This window comes from Sphaerisporangium album, from assembly GCF_003323745.1.
Lineage (GTDB): Bacteria > Actinomycetota > Actinomycetes > Streptosporangiales > Streptosporangiaceae > Sphaerisporangium > Sphaerisporangium album.
In genome coordinates this window covers 139,743-165,923 of the sequence record NZ_QOIL01000010.1, presented here as the reverse complement: position 1 = coordinate 165,923, position 26,181 = coordinate 139,743, and the positions used below count along the sequence as shown (strand labels likewise).

The 26,181-nt window shown below is 73.0% G+C and carries 23 protein-coding genes and 1 pseudogene; 11 read left to right on the top strand and 13 right to left on the bottom strand.

Translation table 11 applies throughout. The features are described 5' to 3' along the window. Both DQ384_RS42215 and DQ384_RS19175 read right to left on the bottom strand, forming a co-directional pair. Positions 1-239, bottom strand: a pseudogene (locus tag DQ384_RS42215) (M20 family peptidase); the annotation flags it as partial. After that, positions 236-805 carry a helix-turn-helix domain-containing protein gene (locus tag DQ384_RS19175; RefSeq protein ID WP_114030213.1) on the bottom strand — a complete coding sequence of 190 codons (570 nt, stop codon included), beginning with the start codon at positions 803-805 and terminating at the stop codon, positions 236-238. The gene DQ384_RS19175 and the pseudogene DQ384_RS42215, both read right to left, overlap by 4 nt. A gap of 56 nt (positions 806-861) precedes the next feature. Here DQ384_RS19175 and DQ384_RS19170 point away from each other — a divergent pair, with 56 nt between their 5' ends. From DQ384_RS19170 to DQ384_RS19150, 5 genes are all read left to right on the top strand, one after another. Continuing rightward, complete coding sequence (locus tag DQ384_RS19170; RefSeq protein WP_114030212.1) at positions 862-2,112, top strand: benzoate/H(+) symporter BenE family transporter; 1,251 nt, start codon at positions 862-864, stop codon at positions 2,110-2,112. A 39-nt stretch (positions 2,113-2,151) separates the two neighbouring features. After that, positions 2,152-2,976: a thioesterase family protein gene (locus DQ384_RS19165; protein WP_114030211.1), complete on the top strand. Its 825-nt coding sequence runs from the start codon at positions 2,152-2,154 to the stop codon at positions 2,974-2,976. A gap of 130 nt (positions 2,977-3,106) precedes the next feature. Continuing rightward, positions 3,107-4,162 carry a type III polyketide synthase gene (locus DQ384_RS19160; protein WP_114030210.1) on the top strand — a complete coding sequence of 352 codons (1,056 nt, stop codon included), beginning with the start codon at positions 3,107-3,109 and terminating at the stop codon, positions 4,160-4,162. A gap of 58 nt (positions 4,163-4,220) precedes the next feature. After that, positions 4,221-4,769, top strand: a complete 549-nt coding sequence (locus DQ384_RS19155) for an isoprenylcysteine carboxyl methyltransferase family protein (RefSeq protein WP_114030209.1) — start codon at positions 4,221-4,223, stop codon at positions 4,767-4,769. Next, positions 4,766-5,779 carry an NAD(P)/FAD-dependent oxidoreductase gene (locus DQ384_RS19150; protein ID WP_114030208.1) on the top strand — a complete coding sequence of 338 codons (1,014 nt, stop codon included), beginning with the start codon at positions 4,766-4,768 and terminating at the stop codon, positions 5,777-5,779. The genes DQ384_RS19155 and DQ384_RS19150 overlap by 4 nt, the downstream gene beginning before the upstream one ends. 80 nt (positions 5,780-5,859) lie before the next feature. On the opposite strand, the gene DQ384_RS19145 is transcribed toward DQ384_RS19150, so the two are convergent. Next, complete coding sequence (locus DQ384_RS19145; RefSeq protein WP_114030207.1) at positions 5,860-7,551, bottom strand: DEAD/DEAH box helicase; 1,692 nt, start codon at positions 7,549-7,551, stop codon at positions 5,860-5,862. Between the two features lie 343 nt (positions 7,552-7,894). Next, a complete protein-coding gene (locus DQ384_RS19140; protein ID WP_114030206.1) occupies positions 7,895-9,169 on the bottom strand; it encodes a M14 family metallopeptidase in 1,275 nt (424 codons plus the stop codon). A gap of 247 nt (positions 9,170-9,416) precedes the next feature. Between DQ384_RS19140 and mihF the strand changes: the two genes are divergently transcribed. After that, positions 9,417-9,725, top strand: coding sequence for an integration host factor, actinobacterial type (mihF, locus tag DQ384_RS19135; protein ID WP_114030205.1), 309 nt, complete (start codon positions 9,417-9,419; stop codon positions 9,723-9,725). Positions 9,726-9,849: 124 nt separating this feature from the next. Then, positions 9,850-10,140, top strand: coding sequence for a hypothetical protein (locus DQ384_RS19130; RefSeq protein WP_114030204.1), 291 nt, complete (start codon positions 9,850-9,852; stop codon positions 10,138-10,140). A 93-nt stretch (positions 10,141-10,233) separates the two neighbouring features. Here the strand turns inward: DQ384_RS19130 and DQ384_RS19125 are convergent, their stop codons facing one another. From DQ384_RS19125 to DQ384_RS19115, 3 genes are all read right to left on the bottom strand, one after another. Further along, positions 10,234-11,064, bottom strand: coding sequence for a hypothetical protein (locus tag DQ384_RS19125; RefSeq protein ID WP_147268824.1), 831 nt, complete (start codon positions 11,062-11,064; stop codon positions 10,234-10,236). 164 nt (positions 11,065-11,228) lie between these two features. Next, positions 11,229-12,086: a hypothetical protein gene (locus DQ384_RS40465; RefSeq protein ID WP_147268823.1), complete on the bottom strand. Its 858-nt coding sequence runs from the start codon at positions 12,084-12,086 to the stop codon at positions 11,229-11,231. Between the two features lie 132 nt (positions 12,087-12,218). After that, positions 12,219-14,102, bottom strand: coding sequence for an AMP-dependent synthetase/ligase (locus tag DQ384_RS19115; RefSeq protein WP_425451470.1), 1,884 nt, complete (start codon positions 14,100-14,102; stop codon positions 12,219-12,221). 274 nt (positions 14,103-14,376) lie between these two features. Here DQ384_RS19115 and DQ384_RS19110 point away from each other — a divergent pair, with 274 nt between their 5' ends. Then, complete coding sequence (locus DQ384_RS19110) at positions 14,377-15,864, top strand: peptide MFS transporter (protein ID WP_114030201.1); 1,488 nt, start codon at positions 14,377-14,379, stop codon at positions 15,862-15,864. A gap of 3 nt (positions 15,865-15,867) precedes the next feature. On the opposite strand, the gene yczR is transcribed toward DQ384_RS19110, so the two are convergent. Next, a complete protein-coding gene (gene yczR / locus DQ384_RS19105; RefSeq protein WP_114030200.1) occupies positions 15,868-17,313 on the bottom strand; it encodes a MocR-like transcription factor YczR in 1,446 nt (481 codons plus the stop codon). 64 nt (positions 17,314-17,377) lie between these two features. Here yczR and yczE point away from each other — a divergent pair, with 64 nt between their 5' ends. Together yczE and DQ384_RS19095 are read left to right on the top strand one after the other, a co-directional pair. Beyond that, the gene (gene yczE / locus DQ384_RS19100; RefSeq protein ID WP_114030199.1) at positions 17,378-18,004 is read left to right on the top strand and encodes a membrane protein YczE; all 627 of its coding nucleotides are present in this window, start codon (positions 17,378-17,380) and stop codon (positions 18,002-18,004) included. Between the two features lie 57 nt (positions 18,005-18,061). Then, the gene (locus tag DQ384_RS19095; RefSeq protein WP_114030198.1) at positions 18,062-19,870 is read left to right on the top strand and encodes a glycoside hydrolase family 15 protein; all 1,809 of its coding nucleotides are present in this window, start codon (positions 18,062-18,064) and stop codon (positions 19,868-19,870) included. 33 nt (positions 19,871-19,903) lie between these two features. On the opposite strand, the gene DQ384_RS41320 is transcribed toward DQ384_RS19095, so the two are convergent. After that, the gene (locus tag DQ384_RS41320; RefSeq protein WP_181871287.1) at positions 19,904-20,809 is read right to left on the bottom strand and encodes a hypothetical protein; all 906 of its coding nucleotides are present in this window, start codon (positions 20,807-20,809) and stop codon (positions 19,904-19,906) included. Between the two features lie 41 nt (positions 20,810-20,850). Then, positions 20,851-21,777, bottom strand: a complete 927-nt coding sequence (locus DQ384_RS19080) for a S66 peptidase family protein (RefSeq protein WP_245966601.1) — start codon at positions 21,775-21,777, stop codon at positions 20,851-20,853. A gap of 158 nt (positions 21,778-21,935) precedes the next feature. Here DQ384_RS19080 and DQ384_RS19075 point away from each other — a divergent pair, with 158 nt between their 5' ends. Beyond that, positions 21,936-22,820: a sulfotransferase family protein gene (locus DQ384_RS19075; RefSeq protein ID WP_114030196.1), complete on the top strand. Its 885-nt coding sequence runs from the start codon at positions 21,936-21,938 to the stop codon at positions 22,818-22,820. Positions 22,821-22,866: 46 nt separating this feature from the next. On the opposite strand, the gene DQ384_RS19070 is transcribed toward DQ384_RS19075, so the two are convergent. The 3 genes from DQ384_RS19070 to DQ384_RS19060 form a co-directional block, all read right to left on the bottom strand. Continuing rightward, a complete protein-coding gene (locus DQ384_RS19070; protein ID WP_114030195.1) occupies positions 22,867-24,741 on the bottom strand; it encodes an ABC transporter ATP-binding protein in 1,875 nt (624 codons plus the stop codon). 160 nt (positions 24,742-24,901) lie between these two features. Further along, complete coding sequence (locus tag DQ384_RS19065; RefSeq protein WP_245966621.1) at positions 24,902-25,669, bottom strand: enoyl-CoA hydratase/isomerase family protein; 768 nt, start codon at positions 25,667-25,669, stop codon at positions 24,902-24,904. Positions 25,670-25,950: 281 nt separating this feature from the next. Beyond that, positions 25,951-26,166, bottom strand: coding sequence for a helix-turn-helix domain-containing protein (locus DQ384_RS19060; protein WP_093173121.1), 216 nt, complete (start codon positions 26,164-26,166; stop codon positions 25,951-25,953). Between the last annotated feature and the right edge of the window lie 15 nt (positions 26,167-26,181).

Sequence of the window (26,181 nt, the reverse complement as noted above, 5' to 3'; positions counted from 1 at the left end):
ATCACGCGGAACCGGGGCCGCGCGCCGCCGTGGTAGACCAGCGCGCTGGGCTTGCCGCCGGAGGAGAACCGCTCCACCGTGAAGCCCTCGCCGACGAAGCCGAGCACCAGGTCGAGCGCCCGCCGCAGGTCGCCGGGCCGGTCGGCGGTGGACGGCACGGCGAGCAGCTCCTCGGCCGCGGCCAGGAAGGACTCGGGCGGCTCCTCCTCCGCGGCGGGGGCGGGCCCGCCGGACGTCATCGTCCCTTCCCCCGCGGGGACGGGTAGCGGATGAGCAGACCCGCGTGGACGTCCTCGGCCCCGATCGCCGCGTAGGTGTGCGGGACGTCGGCCCGCCAGGTGAGGTACTCCCCCGGGCCCGCCCGGCTCGGGCCGGTCGCCGGGCCCGCGCTGAGCACGCCGCTGAACACGGTCAGGTGCTCGGTGACACCGCCGGGGTGGGCGGGGGAGGTCTGGGACGCGCCGGCGGGCAGGTGGATGCGGTAGAGCTCGAAGGTGACCCGGTCCTCCTCGAAGACCTGCAGCAGCGTGGCCTCGACGGCGGTCCCGTGCACGGCCAGCGGCTCGGCGGGCGGGCCGAAGATCGTCGCGACCGGCACGCCGAGCTGGGCGGTGACGGCCCACAGGGTCTCCATCGTGGGGTTGCGCGTGCCGTTCTCCAGCCCGGAGAGGGTCGCCTTGCCGACGTTCGCCCGCCGGGCCAGCTCCGACAGCGACATGCCCTGTTCCTCGCGCAGCCGGCGCACCCGCCGTCCCATCTCCAGGGGCGCGGCGTCGAGGGCGGGTCGGCGGTCCGGGGCGTCCATGGCGTTATCGTGCCCTACCTTGCCGGGCGTGGCTCCCGGTCGCTAGCGTTCCGTTTATGGAACCATCCTCCCCCGCCCAGCCCGTCGTCGCCGGGGTGGTCGCCGCCCTGGTCGGGTTCGCGAGCTCCTTCACCGTCGTGCTGACGGGCCTTCGCGGCGCGGGGGCGGACGACCGGCAGGCCGCGTCGGGGCTGATGGCCCTGTGCGTCGCGGTGGGGGTGGTGGCGATCGTCCTCGGCCTGCGGCGGCGCATGCCCGTCACCATCGCGTGGTCCACTCCCGGCGCGGCGCTGCTGGTGACCACGACCGGCCTGGACGGCGGGTTCCCCGCCGCCGTGGGGGCGTTCGTGGTCTGCGGGGTGCTGATCGCCGCGTCGGGGCTCATCCCCGCCCTGGGCCGGACGATCGCGGCGATCCCGGCGCCGATCGCCGCCGCCATGCTCGCGGGCGTCCTCGGCGGGCTCTGCCTCACGCCGGTCCGGGCCATGCTGGAGGTGCCGGCGATGGCCGGGCCGGTGATCCTCGTGTGGGCGCTGCTCTACCGCTTCGCCCGCACGTGGGCCGTCCCCGGCGCGCTGGTGGCCGCGGCCGTCGCCATCGCCGTCACGACGCCCGCGGGCGGGTTGCGCGGCCTGGACCCGTGGCCGGTCGTGGAGGTCGTCGCCCCCGTGTGGAGCCCGCCCGCCGTCTTCGGTGTGGGGGTGCCGCTGTTCCTGGTGACGATGGCCTCGCAGAACGTGCCGGGCATGGCGGTGCTGGCCGGGTTCGGCTACCGCCCGCCGCTGAGGGACGTCCTCACGGCCACCGGGACGGCCTCGGCCGGCGCCGCGTTCCTCGGCGGGCACGCGGTGAACCTGGCCGCGATCACCGCCGCGCTCGCGGCCGGGCCGGACGCCGGGCCCGACCCCTCGCGCCGCTGGATCGCCTCGGTGACGGCGGGCGCCTCGATGATCGTGCTGGGCCTGGGGTCGGGCCTGGCCACGGCGCTCGTCCTGCTCTCGCCGCCGCTTCTCATCGAGGCGGTGGCGGGGCTGGCCCTGCTGGGCGCGCTGGCCGGCGCCCTCACCGGGGCGTTCTCCGCCTCGGAGGGACGCGAGGGCGCGGTGGTGGCCTTCGTCGTGACGTTCTCGGGGGCCACGTTCCTCGGCGTCGGGTCGGCGTTCTGGGGGCTGGTGGCGGGCTGCCTCATGCACGCGCTGATGCGCCGCCGCGCTCCGGCCGCCTCTCCGGCTCCCCTCACCCGGGAGCCCGCCCCGGAGCCGGGCCTGGAGCCGGCCCTGCGGCGGGAGGCGGGCGGGCGCGCCTAGAACGGCCTGTCACACTGGCGCGAGACGAAAGGGGCTTGAATGGGGCACTTCCAGACGGCGACCGCGGTCTCGGCGCGGCGTGAGGTCCCGGGCGGGCACGAGTACGAGGCCGTGGTCGACCCGCAGTGGACGGTCGGCGGCAAGCCGCACGGCGGCTACCTGCTCGCGATCCTCGGCCGGGCCGCCATCGTGAGCGGGGGCGCGGACCACCCCCACCTCACGGCCGTCAGCGGGTCCTTCCTCCGGTCCCCCTCCCCCGGCCCGGCCGCCGTGCACGTGGAGACGCTGCGCGCCGGGCGGACCATGACGCACGCGCGCGCCCGGCTGACCCAGGACGGGCGGCCGTGCGTCGAGGCGCTGATCACGCTGGGAACGCTCACCGAGGACGACCCGTGGTGGTCGGACGCCGAACCGGCCGCGCTCCCCGACGAGCAGGACTGCTTCCTCACGCCCCCGGAGGCCCCGGGAGCCGGGTTCCCGGTGGCGCTCATGGAGGTCGTCGAGCAGCGGCTGGACCCGGCCGGCCTCGCCTTCGCGCTCGGCACGCCGTCCCGCGCGGGCGTCACCGCGGGCTGGCAGCGCCTGGCCGACGGCTCCGACTGGGATCCGCTCTCGCTGCTGGTGGCCCTGGACCCGGTGCCCCCGGTCTCCTACGACCTCGGGCTCCCCGGCTGGGCGCCGACCGTCCAGTTCTCGGCGTACGTGCGCAGGCTGCCCGCCCCGGGCCCGCTCCGCGTGCGCATGCGGGCCCTCGACGTCACCGGGGGCCTCATGGACGAGGTCGCGCACGCCTGGGACGGCAAGGGCCGCCTGGTCGCGCAGGCGACGCAGCTCGCGGCCGTACGCGTGCCGCCAACCGGCTGAGGAACCGGCAAACCCGCTGATCCCGGACGGACCTCACTAAAAGATCCTCAGGCCGGCGCTCCAGGTATGCGGGCGGGCCGGGTGGGCAAGACAGAGATGTCTCCCAGTGTCGGCGAAGCGGGAACTTCCTATGACCCGAATTGCGGCTGTCCGCGGTGCTCTTCCTCCCCATCGTTACCCTCAAGCCGAGATCACCGACGCGTTCGCGCGCGTTTGCCTTCCCCCCGGGGCGAGCCGGCGGCTGCTGGACCGGGTGCACACCTCCGCCCAGGTCGGCCACCGCAACCTGGTGCTTCCCCTGGAGGAGTACGCGAAACTGGACGGCTTCGGGACGGCCAACGACATCTTCGTCGAGGCGGCCGTCGATCTCGGCGCCGAGGCGGTGGGCGCCGCGCTGGAGGCCGCCGGGCTCGCCCCCGCCGACGTCGACCTGATCATGTTCACGTCCGTGACCGGGATCGCCGCCCCCTCGGTGGACGCCCGGCTCGCGGGCAGGCTCGGCCTTCGTCCCGACGTGAAGCGGGTGCCGGTCTTCGGGCTCGGCTGCGTCGCCGGCGCGGCGGGGATCGCCCGCCTGCACGACTACCTGCGCGGATGGCCCGGCCACGTGGCCGTGCTGCTGTCGGTGGAGCTGTGCTCGCTCACCCTCCAGCGCGGCGACGCCTCCCCGGTGAACCTCGTGGCCAGCGGCCTGTTCGGCGACGGCGCGGCGGCCGTGGTGGCCGTCGGCGCGCACCGCTCCGAGGGCGGGGGCCCCGAGGTCGTCGCCAGCCGCGCCCACCTCTACCCCGGCTCCGAGACCGTGATGGGCTGGGACGTCTCCGACACCGGCTTCCGCGTGGTGCTCGACACGAGCGTCCCCGACGTGGTGCGCACCTACCTCGCCGACGACGTGCGCGGGCTGCTCGCCGACCACGGGCTCACCTCGGCGGACGTGTCGGCGTGGGTGTGCCATCCGGGCGGGCCGAAGGTGCTGCACGCCGTCGCCGAGAGCCTGGACCTGCCCGAGGGCGCGCTGGACCTCACCTGGCGCTCGCTGGCCGACATCGGCAACCTCTCGTCCTCCTCGGTGCTGCACGTGCTGCGCGACACCCTCGCCCTGCGTCCACCCCCTCCCGGGACGCCGGGCCTCCTCATGGCGATGGGCCCGGGATTCTGCTCCGAGCTCGTCCTGCTGCGCTGGTAGCGACGCGATGCCGCCTTCGGCCGCCGCGTCGATCCCCGTCCCCGTATCATTCGGCCACATGTCAACGTGGTACGTGCTGCTGGTGCTGCTCGTCGGCGCCGAGCGCCTCGCCGAGCTCGTCGTGGCCCGCGGGAACGCCCGCTGGAGCCTGGCCAGGGGCGGCCGGGTGTTCGGGCGCGGCCACTACCCCTGGATGGTGGCCCTGCACACCGGCCTGCTCGCCGGGTGCCTGCTGGAGACCTGGCTGGCGGACCGCCCGTTCGTCCCGGCCCTGGGCCTGCCCATGCTCGCGCTGGCCGTCGCCGCCCAGGCCCTGCGCTGGTGGTGCATCACCGCGCTCGGACGGCAGTGGAACACCGAGGTCATCGTCGTGCCCGGCCTGCCGCTGGTGACGCGCGGCCCGTACCGGCTGCGCTGGCTGCGCCACCCCAACTACGTGGCGGTGGCCGTGGAGGGCGCCGCGCTGCCGCTGATCCACGGGGCGTGGGTGACCGCGCTCGTGTTCACCGTGCTGAACGCCGCGCTGATGGTCGTGCGCATCCGCTGCGAGGAGACGGCCCTGGCCTCGCTGACCAGGACGCCGGCGACCGGCGAGGCCGCCGCGTGATCGACGTGCTCATCGCCGGCGGCGGGCCCGCCGGGCTGGCGACCGCCATCAACGCCGCGCTGGCCGGCATGGAGGCGGTGGTGGTCGAGCCCCGCGCGACGCCGGTGGACAAGGCGTGCGGCGAGGGTCTCATGCCCACCGGTGCCGCCGCCCTGAGCGCGCTCGGCGTGCGGGTGCCGGGCCGGCCGCTGCGCGGCATCCGCTACGCCGACGAGCGTCATCGCGTGCACGCGGAGTTCCGGCACGGCCCCGGGCTCGGCGTGCGCCGCACGGCCCTGCACGCCGCCCTGGCCGGGCGCGCGGCCGAGGTGGGGGTGAAGGTCGTCCACGGGCGTGTGGAGGCCCTGCGCCAGCACGAGGACCATGTGGAGGCCTTCGGGACGCGGGCCCGCTGGCTGGTGGCCGCCGACGGCCTGCACTCGCCGCTGCGCGCCCTGCTCGGCCTGGAGCTGCCGAGCCCCGCCCCCCGGCGGTACGGGCAGCGCCGGCACTACCGGATCGCCCCCTGGACGGACTTCGTCGAGGTGCACTGGGCGCCGCGCGGCGAGGCGTACGTCACCCCGGTGGCCGACGACCTGGTGGGCGTGGCCGTGCTCGGCTCCGAGCGCCGCCGCTACGACGAGCACCTCGCGGAGTTCCCCGGGCTGGTGGCCCGTCTGGAGGGGCCGGTGGCGACGCCCGTGCGCGGCGCGGGGCCGCTGAAGCAGCGGGTGCGCGCCCGGGTGGCGGGGCGGGTGCTGCTGGTCGGCGACGCCGCCGGGTACGTGGACGCGCTGACCGGCGAGGGGGTGTCCCTGGGCCTGCTGGCGGCGCGCGCCCTGGTCGAGTGCCTGCGCGCCGGGCGGCCGCAGGCGTACGAGCGCGCGTGGCGGCGGCTGTCGCTGCGCCACCGGCTGCTCACCGAGGCGCTGCTGGCGGCGCGGCGGCACCCGGGCACCGCCCGGCTGATCGTCCCGGCGGCCCGCCGCCTGCCCGCCGTCTTCGCCGCCACCGTCAACGCCCTCGCCTGACGACCCGGCGGCACGTCCGAGCGGGCACTTCCCAGCGGGCACGTCCCGTCGAGAAGGGCGCGGGACGGCCGGCGGGACGGTCAGCGGGCCGGGAACCGCTCGCGGCGCACGGTCACCTTCCTGCCCTTGATCGTGCTCTGCCGCAGCGAGGCGATCACGTCGTCGGCCGCCTGCTGGGGGACCTCCACGAGCGAGAACCGGTCGGCGATCTCGATCGCGCCGATGTCGCGCCCGCTCAGCCGCGTCTCGTTGGCGATCGCGCCCACCAGGTCCTGGGGCCGGACGCCCGCGCTGCGCCCCGCGCCGACGAAGATGCGGGTCATCCCGCTGGTGGGCCCGCGCCCGCGCCGCTCGTCGCGCCCGGCGGGCTCGCGGCGGCCCCGGCCCTCGCGCTCGGAGCGCAGCGGGACCTCGGGGATCTCCTCCTCGTCGGCGGCGGCGCCGCTCGCCTCGTGCGCCAGCTTCACGGCCGCCATGGCGATCTCCATGACGTCGAACTCGTCGGCGAGGGTGTCGACCACGACCCGGAAGTGCTCCAGGTCGTCCTCCAGGATGCTCTCCTCCAGCGCCGAGCGGGTCAGCTCCAGCCGCCGGGCGCGCAGGTCGGCGACCGTCGGCACCTTCTCGACGACGATGCGGCTCTTGGTGACCCGCTCGATGGTCTTGAGCATGCGGTGCTCGCGCGGCTCGGCCAGCGTGATCGCGACGCCCTCGCGACCGGCCCGGCCGACCCGGCCGATGCGGTGGACGTAGGACTCGGGCGCGGAGGGGACGTTGTAGTTGACGACGTGGCTGAGCTGCTCGATGTCCAGCCCGCGCGCCGCGACGTCGGTGGCCACCAGCAGGTCGGCGGTGCCGGCGCGCAGGCGCGCCATCACGCGGTCGCGCTGCTCCTGGCCCATGCCGCCGTGCAGCGCCTCGGCGCGGTAGCCGCGGCCGTTCATGGTCTCGGTGAGCTGGTCGACCTCCTCGCGGGTGCGGCAGAACACGATGGTCGCCTCGGGCGCCTCGACGTCCAGCACCCGCCCGAGCGCGGCGGGCTTGTGCGCCCGCGGCACCACGTAGGCGCTCTGGCGCACGCGCGGGGCCTCGCCGGGGGCGGTGGACTCGCGCTCGATCTGGATGCGCACCGGGTCCTTCAGGTGCGCGCGGGCGATCGAGTCGATGCGCGGGGGCATCGTGGCGGAGAACAGGACGGTCTGGCGCTCCTCGGGGGTCTCCTGGAGGATGGCCTCGATGTCGTCGGCGAACCCCATGTCGAGCATCTCGTCGGCCTCGTCCAGGACGACCATGCGCAGCGCGTCGAGCCGGAGCGTTTTGCGCCCGATGTGGTCCAGCGCGCGCCCGGGGGTCGCCACGACGACGTCCACGCCCCGCTGGAGCTCCCTGAGCTGCCGCCCGATCGGCTGGCCGCCGTAGATGGGCAGCACGCGGGTGCCGAGGTCGCGCCCGTAGCGGTGGACGGCCTCCGACACCTGGACGGCCAGCTCGCGCGTCGGGACCAGCACCAGCGCCATGGGCGCCGCGCCGTCGCCGCCGCCCGCCGGCATGTGCTGGAGGATCGGCAGGGCGAAGGCGGCCGTCTTGCCGGTGCCCGTCGCGGCCTGGCCGAGCAGGTCGTGGCCGGACAGCAGCGGCGGGATCGCCTCGCGCTGGATGGGCGTGGGCTCCTCGTACCCGAGATCCAGCAACGCGCGCAGAAGCTCGGGCCGCAGCCCCAGGTCAGCGAAGGTCGTGGTGTCTTCGGTGTCCTCGGTGGCGTCGGGGGTCATGATCGGGCTCCTCGGTAGGGGCGGACGCGCATGGTGGGTCACCCACCATGTTCCACTGTGGCGGCATGCTCGCCGTCCGCCGGGTGCGCGCTCGGCGCTCCGCTCCGCCCGGGATCTCACCCCGAATGTGCCGGAGCCGCGCCTCCGCACTTGGGAGCGGTCCTCTCATGCCTACAGGCCACGAAAGCTTACTTGAGACGGCGGGGGTTCGTAGCGCGGCGGGTGCCCCCGCGGGGACCGGGCCGGAAAAGCCGTCCGCACGGCCGCGCCGCCCCGGTCGGGGCCGCGGCCGTGCGGGGGCCTCACCTGTGACGCGGCGGGGGTGTCACCGCGCCGGGCCGGTTCAGCAGTACTGGGCCTGCTTGCCGATGATGCGGTAGACGCAGTCGGAGTACTCCAGGAAGCGCAGGACCGCCTCCTTGTTGCGCGTGGTCTGCGGGCCGATCTGCTCGTCGGGCGGGTAGAAGCCCGGCGAGGAACTTCTCGGGTACATCTCGAAGGTGTAGCTGAAGATCTTGTACGTGCCCCACAGCCAGTCGTTGATGTCGCCGTCGGTGATGTAGAGGTCGCTGGCCTGCTCGGGGGTGTAGCCGTTGGTGCTCGCCATGTTCTGGCCGAGCGCGGCGAGCGCGTCGTGGTCGTCCTGCGTCAGGCCCGCCGCGGTGTCGGCCGTGGTGTAGCCGTAGGGCCACAGGATCAGCTCGGAGTAGGTGTGCCAGTCGATGTTCGCCTTGATCTGCTGGACGCCGCCGACGACCCGGCTGCGCACGAAGTTGGCGACCGCCCTGACCTCGGGGGACGACTCGGCGGAGGGGCCGCGGTAGGTCTCGCTGGAGGTGCTGCCGGAGGAGCCGCCGCAGCAGCCCCACCGGTAGGCCCAGTTGCGGTTCAGGTCGGTGCCGACGTAGGACGAGCCGGAGTTCGGCTGCCGGTTCTTGCGCCAGGAGCGGTAGGAGCCGGTGGCGATGTCGTACTCGCCGCCGTCGGGGTTGAGGTCGGGCAGGATCCAGATCTCGCGGGTGTTCACGAGGTTGGTGATCCTGCTGTCGGTGCCGTAGCCCTGGGTGAGCAGGTTGAGCAGGTAGATCGCCATCTCGACGGTCAGGTGCTCGCGAGCGTGCTGGTGGTGGGTGAACAGCACCTCCGGCTCGTTCTCGTCGGTGGCGACGTTGTCGCTGATCTTGATCGCCATCAGGTCGCGGCCGCCGTAGGACGTGCCGACGCTGGACTTCCTGGCGATGGACGGGTAGGCGGCGACCACCTGGTTCACCAGAGCGGTCAGCTCGGCGAAGTTGTGGTAGCCGGAGTCGGCCGACGGGAAGTCCTGCGGGCGGGGCAGCACAGGGGATAACGGCCGGGGAAGCCGTTTCACCGTGAAGCCCAGCTCCTTGATCGCGCCGATCTCGGCCGCCGTGGCGGTCACCACGACCGAGCTCGCCGCCACCTCGTCGATGGCGGCGCCGGTCTGGGCGATGGCGGTCCGCTGCTGGGACGTGCTGGGTCCCTCCACCAGGTACTGGTAGTTCGCCGGCGGCTCCGCCGAGGCTCCGACCCCGGTGATGCCGCTGGTCAGCAGCAGCGCCAGGATCGCGAACCCGACGAACAGACGTCGTCTCACCTGTTCCTCCTCAGGCGCGCATCGGGGGGTTTGTCGCGCGCCTCCACTGAGAGTCAGGCCAGAGGTCGGAAGTTTGAAGGCCCAAATTTCACGACTTGTACGACATAGGCCACGGGTGGGAACCGGGCGGGATCGGGCGATCACCTGCAGAACCCATGATTAACAGCCGATGTGGGGGTAACACACCCCCGACCACAGCAACGGCCGATCAGACGGCCCAGGACACGAACCATCTAGGAGACCCCCTATGGCCCTCCCCGTCCTCACCCCCGAGCAGCGTCAGGCCGCCCTGGTCAAGGCGACCGAGGCCCGGCAGGCACGCGCCGCGCTCCTCGCCCGCCTGAAGAACGGAGAACTCACCCTCGCCGAGTTGTTCGAGCGCGACGACGACACCGCCAAGAAGATCAAGGTTTCGCAGGCGCTACGCGCGCTGTCCGGCATCGGCCCGACCAAGGCCGCCGCGCTCATGGAACGCGCGGGCGTGGACGAGAAGCGGCGCGTCGGAGGGCTGGGCGTGCAGCAGCGCCGCAAGCTCGTCGAAGCCGTCTCCCCCTGACGTGGTCCGCGCGGCCGGGTCCCCACGCCCGCCCGCCGATCTTCGACGGCGGGGGGGCGTTCACCCGGAGGTCGCCAGCGCATAGTCTCCCCATGACGAACATCGCTGCGGGAGGCGACCACCTTTGAGCAAGCTCACCGACGACGAGCGCAGGGACCTGGCCGACATCCTCGCCAGCCCCGAGCTGAACCACCCACGCGTGCACGCCGACCGCGAGGTGGGGCAGCAGCTCGCGGACTTCTTCCGCAGGGACATGCCCGACGTGGACGAAGTGGTGATCGGCCGCGTGTTCCTGCGGGCGGCGGTCACCATGACGCAGCTCGGTGACGCGGGGATGCCCGTCGACCAGATCGCGAACATCTTCACGCTGAGCGCCCTCGACCTGACCGCGCTGGAGCTCGCGCGAGAGTCCTAGGCCGGGGTGGGCGCCGCGAACGCCCGGGACGACGGAACGCCTGGCCCCCGCGCGTGGCGGGGACCAGGCGTCCCGGTCGTCCGGACCCGTGGGCTAGCGGACGACCTTCACGTAGTCGCTCGCCGACGACCCGTACAGGCCGCGCGAACCCTCGAAGACGACCTTCCACGTGCCGGACCAGTAGGCCGGGATCTTCGTGTAGAAGGTTCCGTCCGGGTTGGTCTCGATCGTGTCGACGTACTGCCACTTGCCACCGTGGGCCGGGTGGAAGTACACCTTGATCTCCTGCCAGCCGAGCCAGCGCCAGCTGCTCCAGCGGTAGTCGTCACGGCAGCGGTCGCCGCCCACGACGAAGACGTTGCCGTCCCACCACCAGTCGTTGTGGCACCGGGCCGCCGAGAGCTTGCCGTCGAGGGTCAGCTTGCGGCCCTTCTTGACGGGCTCGGGGCTCGCGTCGAACCCTTCGATCCGCGTCGCGCGGGGGCCGCGGTACGGCGGCTTCGCCGCGACGTGCTTGACGGAGAAGTAGGCCTTGGCCTTGACGGCCTTGCCGTCCTTGCCGGTCGCCTCGACGTAGACGACCCAGTCCCCGTCCGGATCGCGCCGGTCGAGAACGATCGTCTTCTCCCACGTCTTCCAGTCGCCGGAGGACGACTTCGCGGCGCCGGGGCAGGGGTTGCAGTCGGGCTGGCCGCCCCGTCCCGTCGGCTCGAAGTCGAACTTCACGTCCTCGGCTCCCACGGTCTGCACCGTGGCCGTGACCGCGACGTCATCGTGTCCACGGATGACCACCGGGTCGGGGGTCACCTTGATGGATTCGATGCTCACCGCGTCGTCCGGCGCCGTTTCGGCCAGCGCCGGCGCCGCCGAGAGCGCGGAGGCGCCCATGGCGGCCGCTACCAATGCGGTAGCGATGCGTTTCATCATTGTTGGAACTTCCTCTCCCCGTAGAGAAAGGCATCCCAGTGGGGGTGTGCCTACGTCATAGACGCTTTGAGGGAAGGAAAAGTTGCCAGACAATCCCCAGAAAATGATTACAGAATGGACACCGCACTCCACAGGTCATATCACCGCACGCGGCCTTTGTCCTACTTTCTTGCCATATGTCTCGAAGAAGTGGCACTCCGGGCGTAATGCGGCGTTCCCGGGTAAATCGCCCGCCATACGCCGTGTGCCCGTCTCACCCGCCGGGAGAACCGTCCCTCGCCATTCGTGCGCGCCTTGGCGACGGTCCGCCACGTCCTCCCGCCGTGTTTCCTGAACTGCAGCGTGACCCGCTGCCCGGGGAACGACCAGTAGTCGAACCTGCCGGCCGGGTCGACGCGCATCAGCGTGCCCGACACGCGCGCCAGCCACGCCCGCTCGCGCACCCGGGTGACCCGCACCCCCGTGAGGACGGTCGCCTTCTTGAACAGGAACGACGAGGACGCCGTCGACCGCGCCCCCTTGGCGTTCCTGGCGGTCGCGACGACCCGCCACCGGCCGGAGGGGTACCAGCGCGTGAGCCCCACCGGCGGGTTGAACCGCCACATCTCCCACCGCGCGGGGCGCTTCCCGGCGGCGGAGCCCCTCCGGGCGGCGGGGGGCCTGGCGGGGACGTGTCGCCTGGCCGCCGCCCGGCGCCGCGCGGGCTCCAGGCGCAAGGTCACCCCGTTCTTCCCGGAGGCCCCCTTCGCCAGCACCTCGACCACCAGACGCACCACTCCCCGGGGGCGGGCCACCGGGCTCCTCGGGCGGACCTTCACCGACCGGATCACCGGGCGCTCCGGCGTCCGCGCCGGCCCCGGCGGTACGGACGGCACCGCCGAGACCGGCGAGGGTTCCGGGCGGGAGGACGGCGGGGGCGCGTACACGTCGGCCCCGGCGAGGGACGCGGGCGCCTCGGCGAGGACCGTGAGCGCGGCCAGCCCTGCCGCCGACGTGGTGAGCATACGTCTCATGGTCATGCGCTGGAGGCTAGGCACCGGCCGGTAAACGGCCGGAGCCCGACACACGCCCGGTCCGGTAAAACACCCTCCCGGCGGTGCGCGGCCCTCCGGGAGGGAGTGCCGCGCACAGGATGCGCGGGGTCGTGCGGCTCAGCCCTCGTACATCGCGTCGATCGCCTCGGCGTACTTGGCGTGGATGACGCGGCGCTTGAGCTTGAGGCTCGGCGTGAGCTCCGCGGTCTCGGCGGTCCACTCCACGGGCAGCAGGCGCCACCTCTTGACCTGCTGGACCCGGGCGAGCTTCTCGTTGGCGGCGGCGACGGCCGTCTCGACCTCCTTGAGCACGTCGGGGTGCTCGGCGAGGTCCGCCAGGGTGGTGAACTCGACGCCGCGCCCGCGCGCCCAGACCGGGGCGACCTCGCCGTCCAGGGTGAGGATCGCGACGACGTAGGGCCTGCGGTCGCCGTACGCGAGGGCCTGGCCGATCAGCGGGTGTTCCTTGAGGTGGTTCTCGGTGTTGGCCGGGGAGATGTTCTCGCCTCCCGCGGTGATGATCAGCTCCTTCTTGCGGTCGAGGATGCTGACGAATCCGTCCTCGTCGATGGAGCCGATGTCGCCGGTGTGCAGCCAGCCGTCCTCGTCGATGAGCTCGGCGGTGGCCTCGGGCCGGTCGAGGTAACCGGCGGTGTTGGCGGGGCTGCGCGTGATGATCTCGCCGTCCTCGGCGATGCGGACCTCGACGCCGGGGCCGGGGCGGCCGACCGTGCCGAGCTTGAACTCCGCGTCGCTGTTGGCGGTGAACGCGCCGCTGGTCTCGGTCATGCCGTAGACGTCGAGGACTTTCAGGCCGAGACCGGCGAAGAAGCGCTGGACCTCCAGCGGCATCGGCGCGGCGGCGGTGGCGAGCCAGCGCGCGTTCTCGAAGCCGATCATGGCGCGGATGATCGACAGCAGGGCCGCGTCGGCCCGCTCGTAGGCGGCGGTGACCTCCGGGCCCGGGGTGCGGCCGTACTGCGCGGCCTCGATGTAGGCGAGCCCGGCGGCCATGGCTGCGCGGACCTGCTCCTGCTGCTCGGCGGGCTGGGTGGCGAGCAGCGCCTGAAGGCGGGCCGTCATCTTCTCCCAGACCCGGGGCACGCCGAAGAACAGCATCGGCTTGACCTGCCCGAGGACGGTGGCGAGCTGCGCCGGGTCGGTGCAGAAGTGGATGTGGGAGACCTTGAACAGCGGCAGGTACAGGCTGAGCACGCGCTCGGCGATGTGGGCGTAGGTGAGGTAGGAGATCTGCGGGCCCTGCTCGGGCAGGCGCGTCAGGCGGTCGGTGGCCACGACCTCGTAGAAGATGTTGGTGTGGGTGAGGGGCACGCCCTTGGGGTTGCCGGTGGTGCCGGAGGTGTAGAGCACGCTGAGCACGTCGCCGGCGGTGACGGCGTCCGCGCGCGCCTCGGCGGCGGCGGGGTCCTCGGCCAGGGCGCGCTCGCCGAGCGCGAGGAAGTCGTCCCAGCTCATGAACAACTCGCCCTCGGGGGCGTCCGCCAGCACGATGACCTTGAGCAGGCCGGGGAGCTCGCCGAGGATCGGCCGCCAGCGGTCGAGGTCGGCGGCGCCGCCGAGCACGACGATCCTGGCGCCGACGTCCCCCGCGACGAAGGCGATCTGGTCGGGCGCGAAGGTCGAGTAGACCGAGCAGGCCATGCCGCCCGCGTGGACGGCGCCGAGGTCGGCGAGCACATGCTCGCTGCGGTTGACCATCATGAGCGCCACGGCCTCGCCGGGGCCGAGGCCGAGGGCGGTGAACCCGGCGGCGATGGCGAGCACGCGGTGGCGGGCCTGGCCGTAGGTCAGCGTCGTCCAGCCGCCGCCGTCGGCGGGGTCGGAGTAGGCCGGAGCGTCGGGGAAGCGCTCGGCCGTGAGCTTGAGCTGTTGGCAGATGGTGTGCCCGGCGATCTCCGACTCGATCTCGGAACGTTCCGCCAGGACTCGGGGGTCGGCCATGTAGCGCCTCCAGAGAATGCCCATGAGCACGGGTGGCATGCATCGCACCACAGGGCGTTCACACCAGACAAGTCCCCGTAAGCGAGAAGAAACGCACTGTTGATCGTGGCATCGCACGAGGGCCTCCGCTTGATCACGGGATGTGATCGGATCACGGACGGCAAGCGGGCATATTTGTATAGTGAGCACTTTTTCGGATATTCAGGACAGTCAGTACATCTGGTCGGATACCTTCTGACGTCCGCCCATGTACGCGATCATCCGGCCCGCGGGGGGACCGGGAGACACCTGAGCGAAACGGGGGCGGACCGGCATGTCCGTAGAGGCCGGCGAGCGCGCGGAGGAAAAGACGATCTTCGGTCATCCACGCGGCATCGCCACGCTGTTCATGACCGAGATGTGGGAGCGCTTCAGCTTCTACGGGCTGCGCGCGATCCTGTACTTCTTCCTCATCGCCACCGTGGCGGACGGCGGCCTCGGGCTGCCCAAGACCACGGCGACGGCGGTGGTGGGCGTCTACGGCGCGCTGGTGTACCTGCTCGCGCTGCCCGGCGGCTGGATCGCCGACCGCGTGCTCGGCGCGCGCAAGGCGGTGCTCGCCGGCGGCTCGGTCATCATGCTCGGCCACCTGTGCATGGCCGTCCCCATCGAGGGATCGGCGCTGGTGTGGGCGGGGCTGGCCCTGATCGTCGCCGGGACCGGGCTGCTCAAGCCGAACATCTCGACGATGGTCGGGCAGCTCTACCCCGAGGGTGACAACGCGCGGCGCGACGCGGGCTTCTCCATCTTCTACCTGGGCATCAACCTCGGAGCGTTCGCCGCGCCCTACGTCGTCAGCAACCTGGCCAAGGACGACCGCTGGCACCTCGGCTTCGGCGCCGCCGCCGTGGGCATGGCCTTCGGCCTCACCCAGTACGTGATCGGCGGCCGGCACCTGCGGGGCGTCGGCGAGGAGCCGGGCCACCGCCTCACGCCCGAGGAGGGCCGCCGCTTCGGTGCCCTCGCCGTCACCGGCCTCGCCACCGCGGCCCTCGCGATCGGCCTGTGGTGGATCTCCGGCACGCTCACCGTGGACCGGTTCACGGTCGCGCTCACCGTGCTCACGATCCTGGTCCCGGTCGGCTACTTCGCCTACATCCTGCTCGGCAGCCACAACCTGACCTCCGGCGAGCGGTCGAAGATGAAGGCGTACGTCTGGCTGTTCGCCGCCGCCGCGGTCTTCTGGATGATCTACGACCTGGCGCCGACCGTGCTCAACGACTTCGCCGCCACCAAGACCGACCTCGACCTGTTCGGGCACACCATCACGGCCGCCACCACGCAGTCGTTCAACCCGCTGCTCATCCTGATCTTCGTGCCGGTCTTCGCGGGCCTGTGGGTGCGGCTCGGCGACCGCGTGGGGGCGGCGCAGAAGTTCGCCGCCGGGCTGTTCATGATCGCCATGAGCTTCGTGGTGATGGCCTACGCGGCCCACCTGGCGCAGTTCGGGAAGATCTCGGTGTGGTGGCTGTTCCTGGTGTACCTCATCCAGGTGTTCGGCGAGCTCTCGCTCAGCCCCGTGGGCCTGTCGGTGACCACCGAGCTGGCCCCGCACGCGTTCAGGAGCCAGATGCTCGGCGTCTGGTACCTCTCGTTCGCGGTCGGCGACGCGATCGGGGGCCAGACGGCGCGGCTGCTGGGGTACATGTCCCAGCCGGCCTACTTCGCCACGCTGGCCGCCATCGCCGTGCTCGCGGCGGTGGTGCTGCTGGGGTTCTCCCACCGGCTGCGCGTGCTGATGGGCGAGGTGCGGGCCTCGTGACGCTCAGAGGGTGGGCGTCAGCGGGGCGGCGGCGCGCGCCCGGCAGGGGACGGCGCCCGCTCCGAGGGCCCGGGCCGAGGCCAGGCGGCGGGCCGCGTCGGCGAGCGGGCCCGGCGGCAGGGTGTACGGCAGGCGCAGGTAACGCTCCAGCGTGCCGTCGACGCCGAACCAGGGGCCCGGGGCGAGCCGGATGCCGTGCAGCGCGGCGGCGTCGGCCAGCGGGGTGGCGACGGGGGCGTCCAGCCGCACCCACAGCGAGCCGCCGCCCGCGGGCAGCCTGAACCGCCACTCGGGGACCTCCTCGCGCAGGACCTCGGCGAGCGCCGCGCGTGAGGCGCGCAGGGCGCGGCGGCGCTCGGCCCTCGTCTCCTCGATGCGCTCGAACAGGTGCGTCACGACGAGCTGCTCGAACAGCGGGGCGGCGATGTCCACCGAGGCGCGCAGCACCGCCAGGCGGCGCACCAGCGCGGCCGTGCCCCGGATCCAGCCGATCCGCAGGCCCCCCCACCACAGCTTGGACGCCGACCCGACGCTGATCACGCGGCCGTCGGTGTCGAAGGCCGCCGCCGGGGATGTGCGCGGCACGTCGTCGATCGCCATCTCCGACCAGCTCTCGTCCACCAGCAGCGTCGTGTCGTACCGGCGCGCCGCGCCCGCCAGCGCCGCGCGGTCGGCGTCGGGCATCAGCAGGCCGGTCGGGTTCTGGAAGTCGGGGATGACGTAGGCCAGGCGGGCGGACGACTGGCGGATGGCCGAGGTCACCAGGTCCATGCTCAGGCCCTCGTCCTGCACGCCCACGGGGACCAGCCGGGCGCCCTGCTTGCGGGCCGCCTCCAGCGCGTGCGGGTAGGTCGGCGACTCGACCAGGACGGGGTCGCCGGGCCCGGCCAGCAGGGACATCACCAGGTGGGTGCCGTGCTGCGCCCCGAGCGTGACGAGGATCTGGTCGGGACGGGTGGCGAGGCCCCTGGCGACGTAGCGGGCGGCGATGGCCTCGCGCAGCGGCCGGATGCCCATCGGGTCGTAGCCGCTGCCGAGGCCGTAGCGCGGGTAGGCGTCGGTGGCGGCGGCGATGGCCTCGGGGAGCAGGGCGGTGGCGGCTGGGGCCGCGGAGTGCAGCGGGAGCAGGCCGTCGTCGTCGGCGGCCATCCAGGGGTTCTCGCCGCCGAGCGCGCCGGGGCCGGGCAGCGCCGTCCAGCTTCCGGCGCCCTGGCGGCTCTCCAGGTAGCCCTGCTCGCGCAGCCGGTCGTAGGCGGCGGTGACGGTGGTCCGGCTGACGCCGAGCGCCTCGGCCAGGTGGCGCTCGGCCGGCATGCGCACCCGGGTGGGCAGGCGCCCGTCGAGCATCAGCGTGCGCACGGCCCGCGCCAGGGCCTGGTAGTACGGCCGGACGCCGCTGGGCAGGTCGACCAGCCTGGCCAGTTGCGGCCCGCTCAGATAGCGCTCCATAAGGCCACTTTCTCTGATTGGCCCTTTATGAGCAAGCCAATCGGCATCGACCATTAACGCCATTATGAGCGAACTCTCCCTCCCTCACCTGGGCTCGCTGCCCAATCGCCTGCTGCGCCTGTACGCCGGGCTCGCGCTCTACGGCGCGGGAATCGGCCTCCAGGTCGAGTCCGGGCTCGGCAACGATCCGTGGGACGTGTTCCACCAGGGTCTGGCCGTGCGGACCGGCTGGTCGATCGGGACCTGGATCATCCTCGTGGGCGCCATCGTGATGGTCTTCTGGATCCCCCTGCGGCAGCGGCCGGGCGTCGGCACCGTCAGCAACATCGTCTTCCTCGGGCTGTTCGCCGACCTGACCCTGTGGCTGGCCCCCACACCGGACCTCCTGGCCCTGCGCTGGGCGTACCTTCTGACCGGCGTCGTGTGCGTCGCCGCCGCCACCGGGCTGTACATCGGCGCCGGCATGGGCCCCGGGCCCCGGGACGGCCTGATGACCGGCCTGCACCGGCTCGGGCTGTCGATCCGCGCCGCGCGCACGATCATCGAGCTCGCCGTCCTCGCGGCGGGCTGGCTGCTCGGCGGGACGGTCGGCGTCGGGACCATCGTGTTCGCGGTGACGATCGGGCCGCTCACGCAGTTCTTCATGCCCCGGATGCGCCCCCGGCCGAGACCGGAACCCGGCGCCGCCTGAGGGACGGAGCCGCGATCGCGGCGCGAGCCCGCCCCCGCGCGTACTAGCGTGACGAACATGCGGATCGAGGACTACGCCATCATCGGCGACATGCAGTCGGCGGCCCTCGTCGGACGGGACGGCTCGGTCGACTGGCTGTGCCTGCCCCGTTTCGACTCCCCCGCGTGCTTCTCCTCCCTGCTCGGCGAGGAGCGCAACGGCCACTGGTGGATCGGCCCCGCGGGCCCGCGGCGCCGGCTCAGCACGCGCCGCCGCTACCGCCACAACACGCTGATCCTCGAGACCGAGTGGGACACCGAGGGCGGCACGGTCCGCGTGACCGACTTCATGCCGCCCCGGCAGGCCAACCCCGACCTGGTGCGCATCGTCGAGTGCCTGTCGGGCAGCGTCGAGATGGCCACGCAGATCCGCATCCGCTTCGACTACGGGCGAATCGTGCCGTGGGTGCGCCGCACCGACGGCGTGCTCCAGGCCATCGGCGGCCCCGACTCGGCCTGGCTGCACTCGCCGGTGCCGCTCCAGGGCGGCGACTACGCCCACCGGGCGACGTTCCGGATGTCGGCGGGCGACCGGCTGCCGTTCGTGTTCACCTGGCACCCCTCCCACTCCCCCAAGCCGCACGACATCGACCCGATCGCCGAGCTCGCCGAGACCGAGGCGATGTGGACCGAGTGGGCGTCCCGGTGGGACCCGGGCGCCGAGCCCCGCTGGTATGACGCGGTGACCCGCTCGCTGATCACGCTCAAGGCGCTGACCTACGCCCCCACCGGCGGCATCGTGGCCGCGCCCACCACCTCCCTGCCCGAGGACCTGGGCGGCGTCCGCAACTGGGACTACCGCTACTGCTGGCTGCGCGACGCCACCATGACGCTCGACGCGCTGATCTACGCGGGCTACGTCGAGGAGGCGCGCGACTGGCGCGAGTGGCTGCTGCGCGCCATCGCCGGCCGCCCGCAGGACCTGCAGATCATGTACGGCGTCGCGGGCGAGCGGCGGCTCCCGGAGATGGAGCTGCCCTGGCTGGACGGCTACGAGGACTCCCGCCCGGTGCGCATCGGCAACGCCGCCGTCGACCAGCTCCAGCTCGACGTCTACGGCGAGGTGATCAACTGCCTCTACGTGTCGCGGGCGTCGGGGCTGCCGGCCCTGTCGCGCACCTGGGCGATCCAGCGGTCGCTGATGGACTTCCTGGAGTCCCACTGGGACGAGCCCGACGAGGGCCTGTGGGAGGTGCGGGGTCCGAGGCGGCACTTCGTCCACTCCAAGGTCATGGCGTGGGTGGCCGCCGACCGGTCGATCCGGCAGATCGAGCGGTTCGGCCAGACCGGTCCGGCCGACCGCTGGCGCGCGCTGCGCGAGCGCATCCACTCCGAGGTCATGGAGAAGGGCTTCGACTCCGACCGCAACACCTTCACCCAGTCGTACGGCTCCCGGGAGCTGGACGCGTCGCTGCTGCTGATCCCGCAGACGGGGTTCCTGCCCGCCCGCGACCCCCGCGTGGTGGGCACGATCGAGGCCGTCGAGCGCGAGCTGATGCCGGAGGGGTTCGTGCTGCGCTACCCGCTGGCCCAGCGCAACTCGGTGGACGGCATCACCGGCGGGGAGGGCGCGTTCCTGGCGTGCAGCTTCTGGCTGGCCGAGGCGCGGGCGATGATCGGCAGGAGGCGGGAGGCCGTCGAGCTGTTCGAGAGGCTGCTGTCCCTGCGCAACGACGTCGGGCTGCTGGCCGAAGAGTACGACCCCCGCTACGGGCGGCTGGTCGGCAACTTCCCGCAGGCGTTCAGCCACGTCCCGCTGATCCACGCCGCCCACACCCTGTCCCAGCCCGAGGGCGCCCCGTCCCGCCACAGCGCCTACATCGGCTAGGGGCCCGCACCGGCGCCGGGCGCGCCCCGGCGGCTAGCTGCCCCGGGCCAGGTCGGCGAGCAGCCGGGCGAACTCGGGGGGCGGGGCGACGACCAGGCGGCGCAGGCCGTCCTGCTCCACCAGCTCGGCCTGGATCCGGGTGAGCCGGCCGTCCTTCCACCAGTAGACGTGCGGGCTGAGGCCGTCGTCGCGGGAGCGGTACTCACGGTGGGCGAGCAGCCACAGGCGTTCGATCGCGCGCATCACCGACAGTCCGCCGATCGGGTGGACGATCATCTCGCCGGGGCGCGGCAGCGCGACCATGAGGCCGTCGGAGGACACGAGCAGGTAGTCCTCGATGCGGCGCAGGTGCACGGCGGCGCCGGAGTGCGAGCCCGACATGACCCAGGCGGGCGTCCCGTCCAGGTCGACGCGCTCGGAGGTCAGCCGCTCGTCGGCGAGCACGTTGGCCGCCGCCAGGTCGAGCGCCTCGGCCGGGGTGACGGGCCAGCAGAACGCCTCCTCCGGGCGCACCGGGCGGCCGTACACGGTGAGGACCTCCACCAGGTCCGAGCCGATGTGCCGGCCGATCAGCCGGGACGGGTCGTCCTCCAGATCATCGGCCAGGACGACGCGCGTGCGCAGCAGCGGCCGGACGCGGGCCAGGTCGCACACGTCCGGCATGTCGTCGGCCCTGGCCACGGTGCGCGACAGATGGCCGGCGACCAGCGTGGGCCAGTCCTCGCGGGGACGGCGCGCGGCCTCGCGGCGCAGCCCGGTCAGGCGGACGGTGACGCTCCGGGGCCCGGACAGGTCGAGGGCGGAGCCGTCGGGGGCGAACTCCCAGGCGTACCCCAGGTCGTCGGCGACGAGCGCGAGCAGTGAGTCGAGGTCCACGTCTTCGCTCGCGCGCTTCGGCACGCCGCCCCGCCGGTCGCGGTACCGCCTGAACAAGCCCACACGAGGCTCCCAACTACCGCCGTCATCCCCCGGACCAGCGACTACATTGCCGTGGCCGGGTCGCGGAACAGGCAAGTCAAAGAGCACGATTCCGTATCAATAACCGCTTCCGCTCCCATCCAGGCCGTGAACTGTGGTGTCCCGTGGCCGATCGGCAGACCGGCGATCATGGGCACCTCCAGCGGGGCCAGCCGCTCGACGAGAACCGGCATCGGGTCGCCGCAGCCCACCCAGGAGCCGAGGACGATGCCCGCGGCGCCGTCCAGGCACCCGGCCTGGACCAGCTGCGTCAGCATGCGGTCGACGCGGTACGGCTCCTCGCCGACGTCCTCCAGCAGGACGACGCGCCCCTGCCCGCGCAGGGCGTACGGGGTGCCGCACAGGGAGGCGAGCAGCGCCAGGTTGCCCCCGGTGAGCGGGGCCTCGGCGCGGCCGGGGACGATCACGCGGTCGCCCGCGATCGGGCCCGGCGTCTCGGTCTCGAACAGCGAGGCGAACAGGTGGTCGAGCGACACCCGGTCGGGGCCCTCGGGGTCGCTCAGGGTCTCGCAGGCCGGCATCGGGCCGAAGCAGCTCGCCACGCCGAGGCGGACGGCGAACGCCTGGTGCAGGGCCGTGATGTCGCTGGACCCCAGCAGGATCTTGGGACGCGCGGCCTCCATCGCCTGCCAGTCGAGCAGGTCGAGCAGGCGGGTGGCGCCGTACCCGCCCCGCGCGCAGACCACCGCGCGGTAGGCCGGGTCGCACCAGGCCTCCTGCAGGTCGGCCGCCCGGCCGGCGTCCGAGCCCGCGAGGTACCCACGCCGGTGCATGACCCTCGGCATGACGACGACGTCCAGGCCGGCCTCGGTGAGCACCTGGCGGCCGCGGGCCAGGCGGACCGGGTCGACGGGCCCCGAGGGCGCGACGACCGCCACCCTGTCCCCCGGCCGCAGCCGGGACGGGATCCACAGGCGCCTGCCGCTCACCGGCCCGTCCCCCGACCCGGTCCGGCGGCCGCGCAAGGCCGCGAATCGGCGGATATGCCCGCCATGGTGAATACTCTTACCCAGGCGCCATATACCACCGAGAGGCGGGGCGTAGCCGGTTCGTTCACCTCGCAAAGGGTGTCAGACTGTCCTCACTTATGCGACCCCCGCCCCACATTCTCGTGGTCAACGGCATCAAGGTCCGCAGACCGGTGTTCGTGCTGGGCGCCCCGCACTCCGGAGCGGACCTGCTCGCCCGTGCCCTGAAACGCTCGCCGGGGTTCCACGTCACCATAGGCCGCGCGGCCGTCGCCCACGTCGTGTACGCCTTCGCGCGACGGCCGTCGATCATGCGCAGGAAGGGCGGCGGCGCGGTACGGGTGCTGCGCGACGCGCTCGCCGAGGCCTGGCAGATCGTCCCCGGCGCCTGCGCCGAGTGCCCGGCGGCCTGCCGGGAGGCCGGGGCCGTCACCGGGGTGGGGCCGTGCGCCTCCCCCGGCACCGTCGTGCGGTTCGGCGACGCCAGCCCCGACCTGCTCTACAGCGCCCCCGTACTGCTACAGGCCTTCCCCGACGCGCGGTTCGTCCAGTTCATCCGCGACGGCAGGGACGTCGCCGCCGACATGCTCGCCGACCGCACGTCCATGGCGTGGGCACGCCCGGGCATGCTGAGCGACGAGACCGAGTTCCCCAACCCGTTCCTCGGCGTCAACGCCGGCGAGCACCGCGACAAGTGGTCCCGCATGGACGCGGCCGGCAAGTGCGCGCTGCGCTGGCGCAGCGCCGTCCGCCTGAGCGCCGCGCTGCGCCAGGAGCTGCCCCGCGACCAGCTGCTCACGGTCCGGTACGAGGACATGGCGTCATCCCCCGCCGAGACGATCGCCACGGTCTCGGAATTCGTGGAGTCCCGGGTCTCGACGGTGGCCCTGTACGGCGCGGCGGCGCCGCGGGTCGGGGCGTGGCGCACCGGGCTCGAGCCGCCGCAGGCCGCGCTGGTGGAGAAGATCGCCAAGGACGAGCTGGTGCGGCTCGGCTACCTGTGACCGGCGCCCCCTGACCGGCGCCCCCTGAACCGGGCCCGGCCGGCGCTCATCGCTGGTGCTCGAACTGCGTGCGGTACAGCTCGGCGTAGGCGCCGCCCCGGGCGAGCAGGTCGTCGTGACGGCCGCGCTCGACCACCCGGCCGTCCTGGACGACCAGGATCGTGTCCGCCTCGCGGATCGTCGAGAGCCGGTGGGCGATCACCAGGGACGTCCGGCCGGCCAGCGCGGTCTTCAGCGCCCGCTGGACCGCGGCCTCGGACTCCGAGTCCAGGTGCGCCGTGGCCTCGTCCAGCACCACCACGTGCGGCGCCTTCAGCAGGAGCCGGGCCAGCGCGACCCGCTGCTTCTCGCCGCCGGAGAGCCGGTAGCCGCGGTCGCCGACGACGGTGTCCAGGCCCTCGGGCAGCGCCTCGATCAGCTCGCCGATCTGCGCGGCGTGCAGCGCCTCCCAGATCTCCTCGTCGCTCGCGCCGGGCCGGGCGTACCGCAGGTTGGCGCCGATGGTGTCGTGGAACAGGTGGGCGTCCTGCATCACGACGCCGATCGTGTCGCGCAGGGAGCCCAGGGTGGCCTCGCGCACGTCCACGCCGTTGACCCGCACCGCGCCGCCGGTGACGTCGTACAGCCGGGAGACGAGCGAGGTGATCGTGGTCTTGCCCGCGCCGGAGTGCCCCACCAGCGCGATCAGCTCCCCGGGCGCGGCGATGAAGCTCACCCCCTTGAGCACCTCCTGGCTCGGCCCGGTGTCGGGGCGGGCCACCGACTCCAGCGAGGCCAGCGAGACCTCCTCGGCCGAGGGGTACTGGAAGCGGACGTCGTCGAACTCGATCGTGACCGGCCCTTCCGGCACCGGCCGGGCGTCCGGGCTCTCGGCCACCATAGGCCGCAGGTCCAGCACCTCGAAGACGCGGTCGAAGCTGACCAGCGCGGTCATGATGTCGACGTGGACGTTGGACAGGCTGGTCAGCGGCCCGTACAGGCGCATGAGCATCGCCGCGAGCGCGACCAGCGTGCCGATCGGGAAGGCGCCGTCGACCACGAGGATGCCGCCCGCGCCGTACACCAGGGCGGTGGCCAGCGCGGCCACCAGGCCGAGGGCCACCCGGAACACCGTGGCGTACATGCCGACCGTGATGCCGACGTCGCGCACGCGCCCGGCGCGCTCGCCGAAGTGCGCGGCCTCGTCGCCGGGCCGCCCGTACAGCTTGGCGACCATGGCGCCGGCGACGTTGAACCGCTCGGTCATCACCGAGCTCATCTCGGCGTCGAGCTGCATCTGCTCGCGGGTCAGCCCGGACATGCGGCGCCCCACCCAGCGGGCGGGGAAGACGAAGACCGGCAGCAGGACGAGCGCGACCAGCGTCACCTGCCACGACAGCAGCAGCATCGCGCCGAGCACCATGACGAGGCTCACGACGTTGGACACGACGGCCGAGAGCGTGCTGGTCAGCGCCCGCTGGGCGCCGATGACGTCGCTGTTCAGCCGGGAGACCAGCGCGCCGGTCTGGGCGCGCATGAAGAACGCCACCGGCATGCGCTGCACGTGGTCGAAGACCTCGGTGCGCAGGTCGTAGATCAGGCCTTCGCCGATGCGCGAGGAGAACCACCGCTGCACGAGCCCGAGCGCGGCGTCCACCACGGCGAGCCCCGCGATCATGGCCGACAGCCGGATGACGATGTCGGTGCGGCGCGGGACGATGCCCTGGTCGATGATCGCCTTCAGCAGGAGCGGGTTGGCGATCACGATCGCCGCGTCGAGCACGACGAGCGCCAGGAACGCGGCGATGTGCCAGCGGTAGGGCCTGGCGTACCGGGCGATGCGCGGCACGGTGCCGGGCGTCAACCGCTCCTTGGTCACGGAGCTGTCCCGCCGCAGGGACCGCATCACCTGGGGCCCGTATCCCCCGCCCAGCATCGACATCGTGGTGTTTCGCCGGTCCTCTCCCCGTTCGCCCGTCTTCTTCTTCGGCGAAGCACGCGCTCCGGTCGCACCATTCCCCGATCAGCTCACGGCGAACGATCATCTCAGGGGGTCCGGGCGCCGGGCGCCCCGGGTCAGGCGGGGCCCCGCTGGTTCCTCTTCACCGCTCAGGGGCGGCGGACGCGGCGAACAGCGTCTGCACGCGCACCACCTGCTCCGCGCGCTCGGCCGCGGCCTGCTCCTCCAGCGAGCGGCGCGGCGCGCCCCTCAGCAGCCGCTTGGTCGCCGCTGCGGCGGCCCTGTCGGTCGTGAGCAGGGCGGACGCCAGCTTCGCGGTCGCCGCCTCCAGGTCCTCGCGCGGGACGACCTGCTCGGCGAGCCCGAGCCTCAGCGCCTCCCCGGCCTCGACGACGCGGGCCGTGAGGCAGATCTCCACGGCTCTGGCCACGCCCACGATATCGACCAGCGGCTTGGTGCCGGTGAGGTCGGGGACGAGCCCGAGCGCGGGCTCCTTCATGCAGAATCTGGCGTCTTCGGCGAGGATCCGCAGGTCGCAGGACAGGGCCAGTTGGAATCCGGCCCCGATCGCGTGTCCCTGAACCGCCGCGATCGACACGATGTCCGGCCGGCGCAACCACAGGAACCCCTGCTGGGCCTCCTGGATCCGCCTTTCGAACGCGTCGGAGTCGAGCGCGGCCACGGACGCGAACGAGCCCTGCCCCGGCACTCCCTCCGGAGTGAACATTCGCAGGTCTATGCCCGCTGAGAAGGACGGCCCCTCGCCTCTGACCACGACGACGCGCACGTGCCCGGGCAGCGTGCTGCCGATCCGAGCCAGGGCCGACCAGGTGGCGAACGTCTGGGCGTTCCGCTTGTCCGGCCGGTCCAATGTGATCGTCGCGATCTCGCCGTCCACCTCGAAGCGCATGCCGATCTCCGCGAGCTCCTCGCTGCCGAGGGCCCTGTCAGCCTCGCCGCGCACACCCTCCGAACGCCTCCGCGTTCCGTTCGTGCCCGGTCCGGCGCCCTCGCTCGCCGAGATCGCCGCCGCACTCCCCCCAGCCGTCGCTTCCGGCATCGCTCGCTCCGTTCGTGAAGTCGCGGCCTCCGGCCCCGGTGGTTCCAGAATCGGATTCTACCGGTGGACGCGGGACGGCCACGGACGAACAGGACGAGCGGCTGCGGTCGCGCGTTCCGAGGCGGCCGCTTCTAGCGCTTCGACTTGCCCCGGGTCGCCCCGCCGCGCCCGCGCAGAGTCACGCCGGACTCGCTGAGGATGCGGTGGATGAACCCGTACGACCTGCCGGTGGAAGCGGCCAGCGCGCGGATGCTCTCACCCGCGGCGTAGCGCTTCTTTAGGTCGGCGGCCAGCTTTTCACGGTCGGCTCCGGTCACCCGGGTGCCCTTCTTCAGAGTCTCGGCCACGAGTACCTCCTGTAG

Bases quoted from the DNA above. Each gene is read 5' to 3' on its own strand.
- DQ384_RS19165 (WP_114030211.1), top strand. From the start codon at position 2,152: ATGGGGCACTTCCAGACGGCGACCGCGGTCTCGGCGCGGCGTGAGGTC.
- DQ384_RS19145 (WP_114030207.1), bottom strand. From the start codon at position 7,551: ATGACCCCCGACGCCACCGAGGACACCGAAGACACCACGACCTTCGCT.
- DQ384_RS19115 (WP_425451470.1), bottom strand. From the start codon at position 14,102: ATGCCACCCGTGCTCATGGGCATTCTCTGGAGGCGCTACATGGCCGAC.
- DQ384_RS40465 (WP_147268823.1), bottom strand. From the start codon at position 12,086: ATGACCATGAGACGTATGCTCACCACGTCGGCGGCAGGGCTGGCCGCG.
- DQ384_RS19075 (WP_114030196.1), top strand. From the start codon at position 21,936: ATGCGACCCCCGCCCCACATTCTCGTGGTCAACGGCATCAAGGTCCGC.
- DQ384_RS19065 (WP_245966621.1), bottom strand. From the start codon at position 25,669: ATGCGCTTCGAGGTGGACGGCGAGATCGCGACGATCACATTGGACCGG.
- DQ384_RS19160 (WP_114030210.1), top strand. From the start codon at position 3,107: ATGACCCGAATTGCGGCTGTCCGCGGTGCTCTTCCTCCCCATCGTTAC.
- DQ384_RS19125 (WP_147268824.1), bottom strand. From the start codon at position 11,064: ATGAAACGCATCGCTACCGCATTGGTAGCGGCCGCCATGGGCGCCTCC.
- yczR (WP_114030200.1), bottom strand. From the start codon at position 17,313: ATGGAGCGCTATCTGAGCGGGCCGCAACTGGCCAGGCTGGTCGACCTG.
- yczE (WP_114030199.1), top strand. From the start codon at position 17,378: ATGAGCGAACTCTCCCTCCCTCACCTGGGCTCGCTGCCCAATCGCCTG.
- DQ384_RS19175 (WP_114030213.1), bottom strand. From the start codon at position 805: ATGGACGCCCCGGACCGCCGACCCGCCCTCGACGCCGCGCCCCTGGAG.
- DQ384_RS19095 (WP_114030198.1), top strand. From the start codon at position 18,062: ATGCGGATCGAGGACTACGCCATCATCGGCGACATGCAGTCGGCGGCC.
- DQ384_RS19070 (WP_114030195.1), bottom strand. From the start codon at position 24,741: ATGTCGATGCTGGGCGGGGGATACGGGCCCCAGGTGATGCGGTCCCTG.
- mihF (WP_114030205.1), top strand. From the start codon at position 9,417: ATGGCCCTCCCCGTCCTCACCCCCGAGCAGCGTCAGGCCGCCCTGGTC.
- DQ384_RS19110 (WP_114030201.1), top strand. From the start codon at position 14,377: ATGTCCGTAGAGGCCGGCGAGCGCGCGGAGGAAAAGACGATCTTCGGT.
- DQ384_RS19170 (WP_114030212.1), top strand. From the start codon at position 862: ATGGAACCATCCTCCCCCGCCCAGCCCGTCGTCGCCGGGGTGGTCGCC.
- DQ384_RS19155 (WP_114030209.1), top strand. From the start codon at position 4,221: ATGTCAACGTGGTACGTGCTGCTGGTGCTGCTCGTCGGCGCCGAGCGC.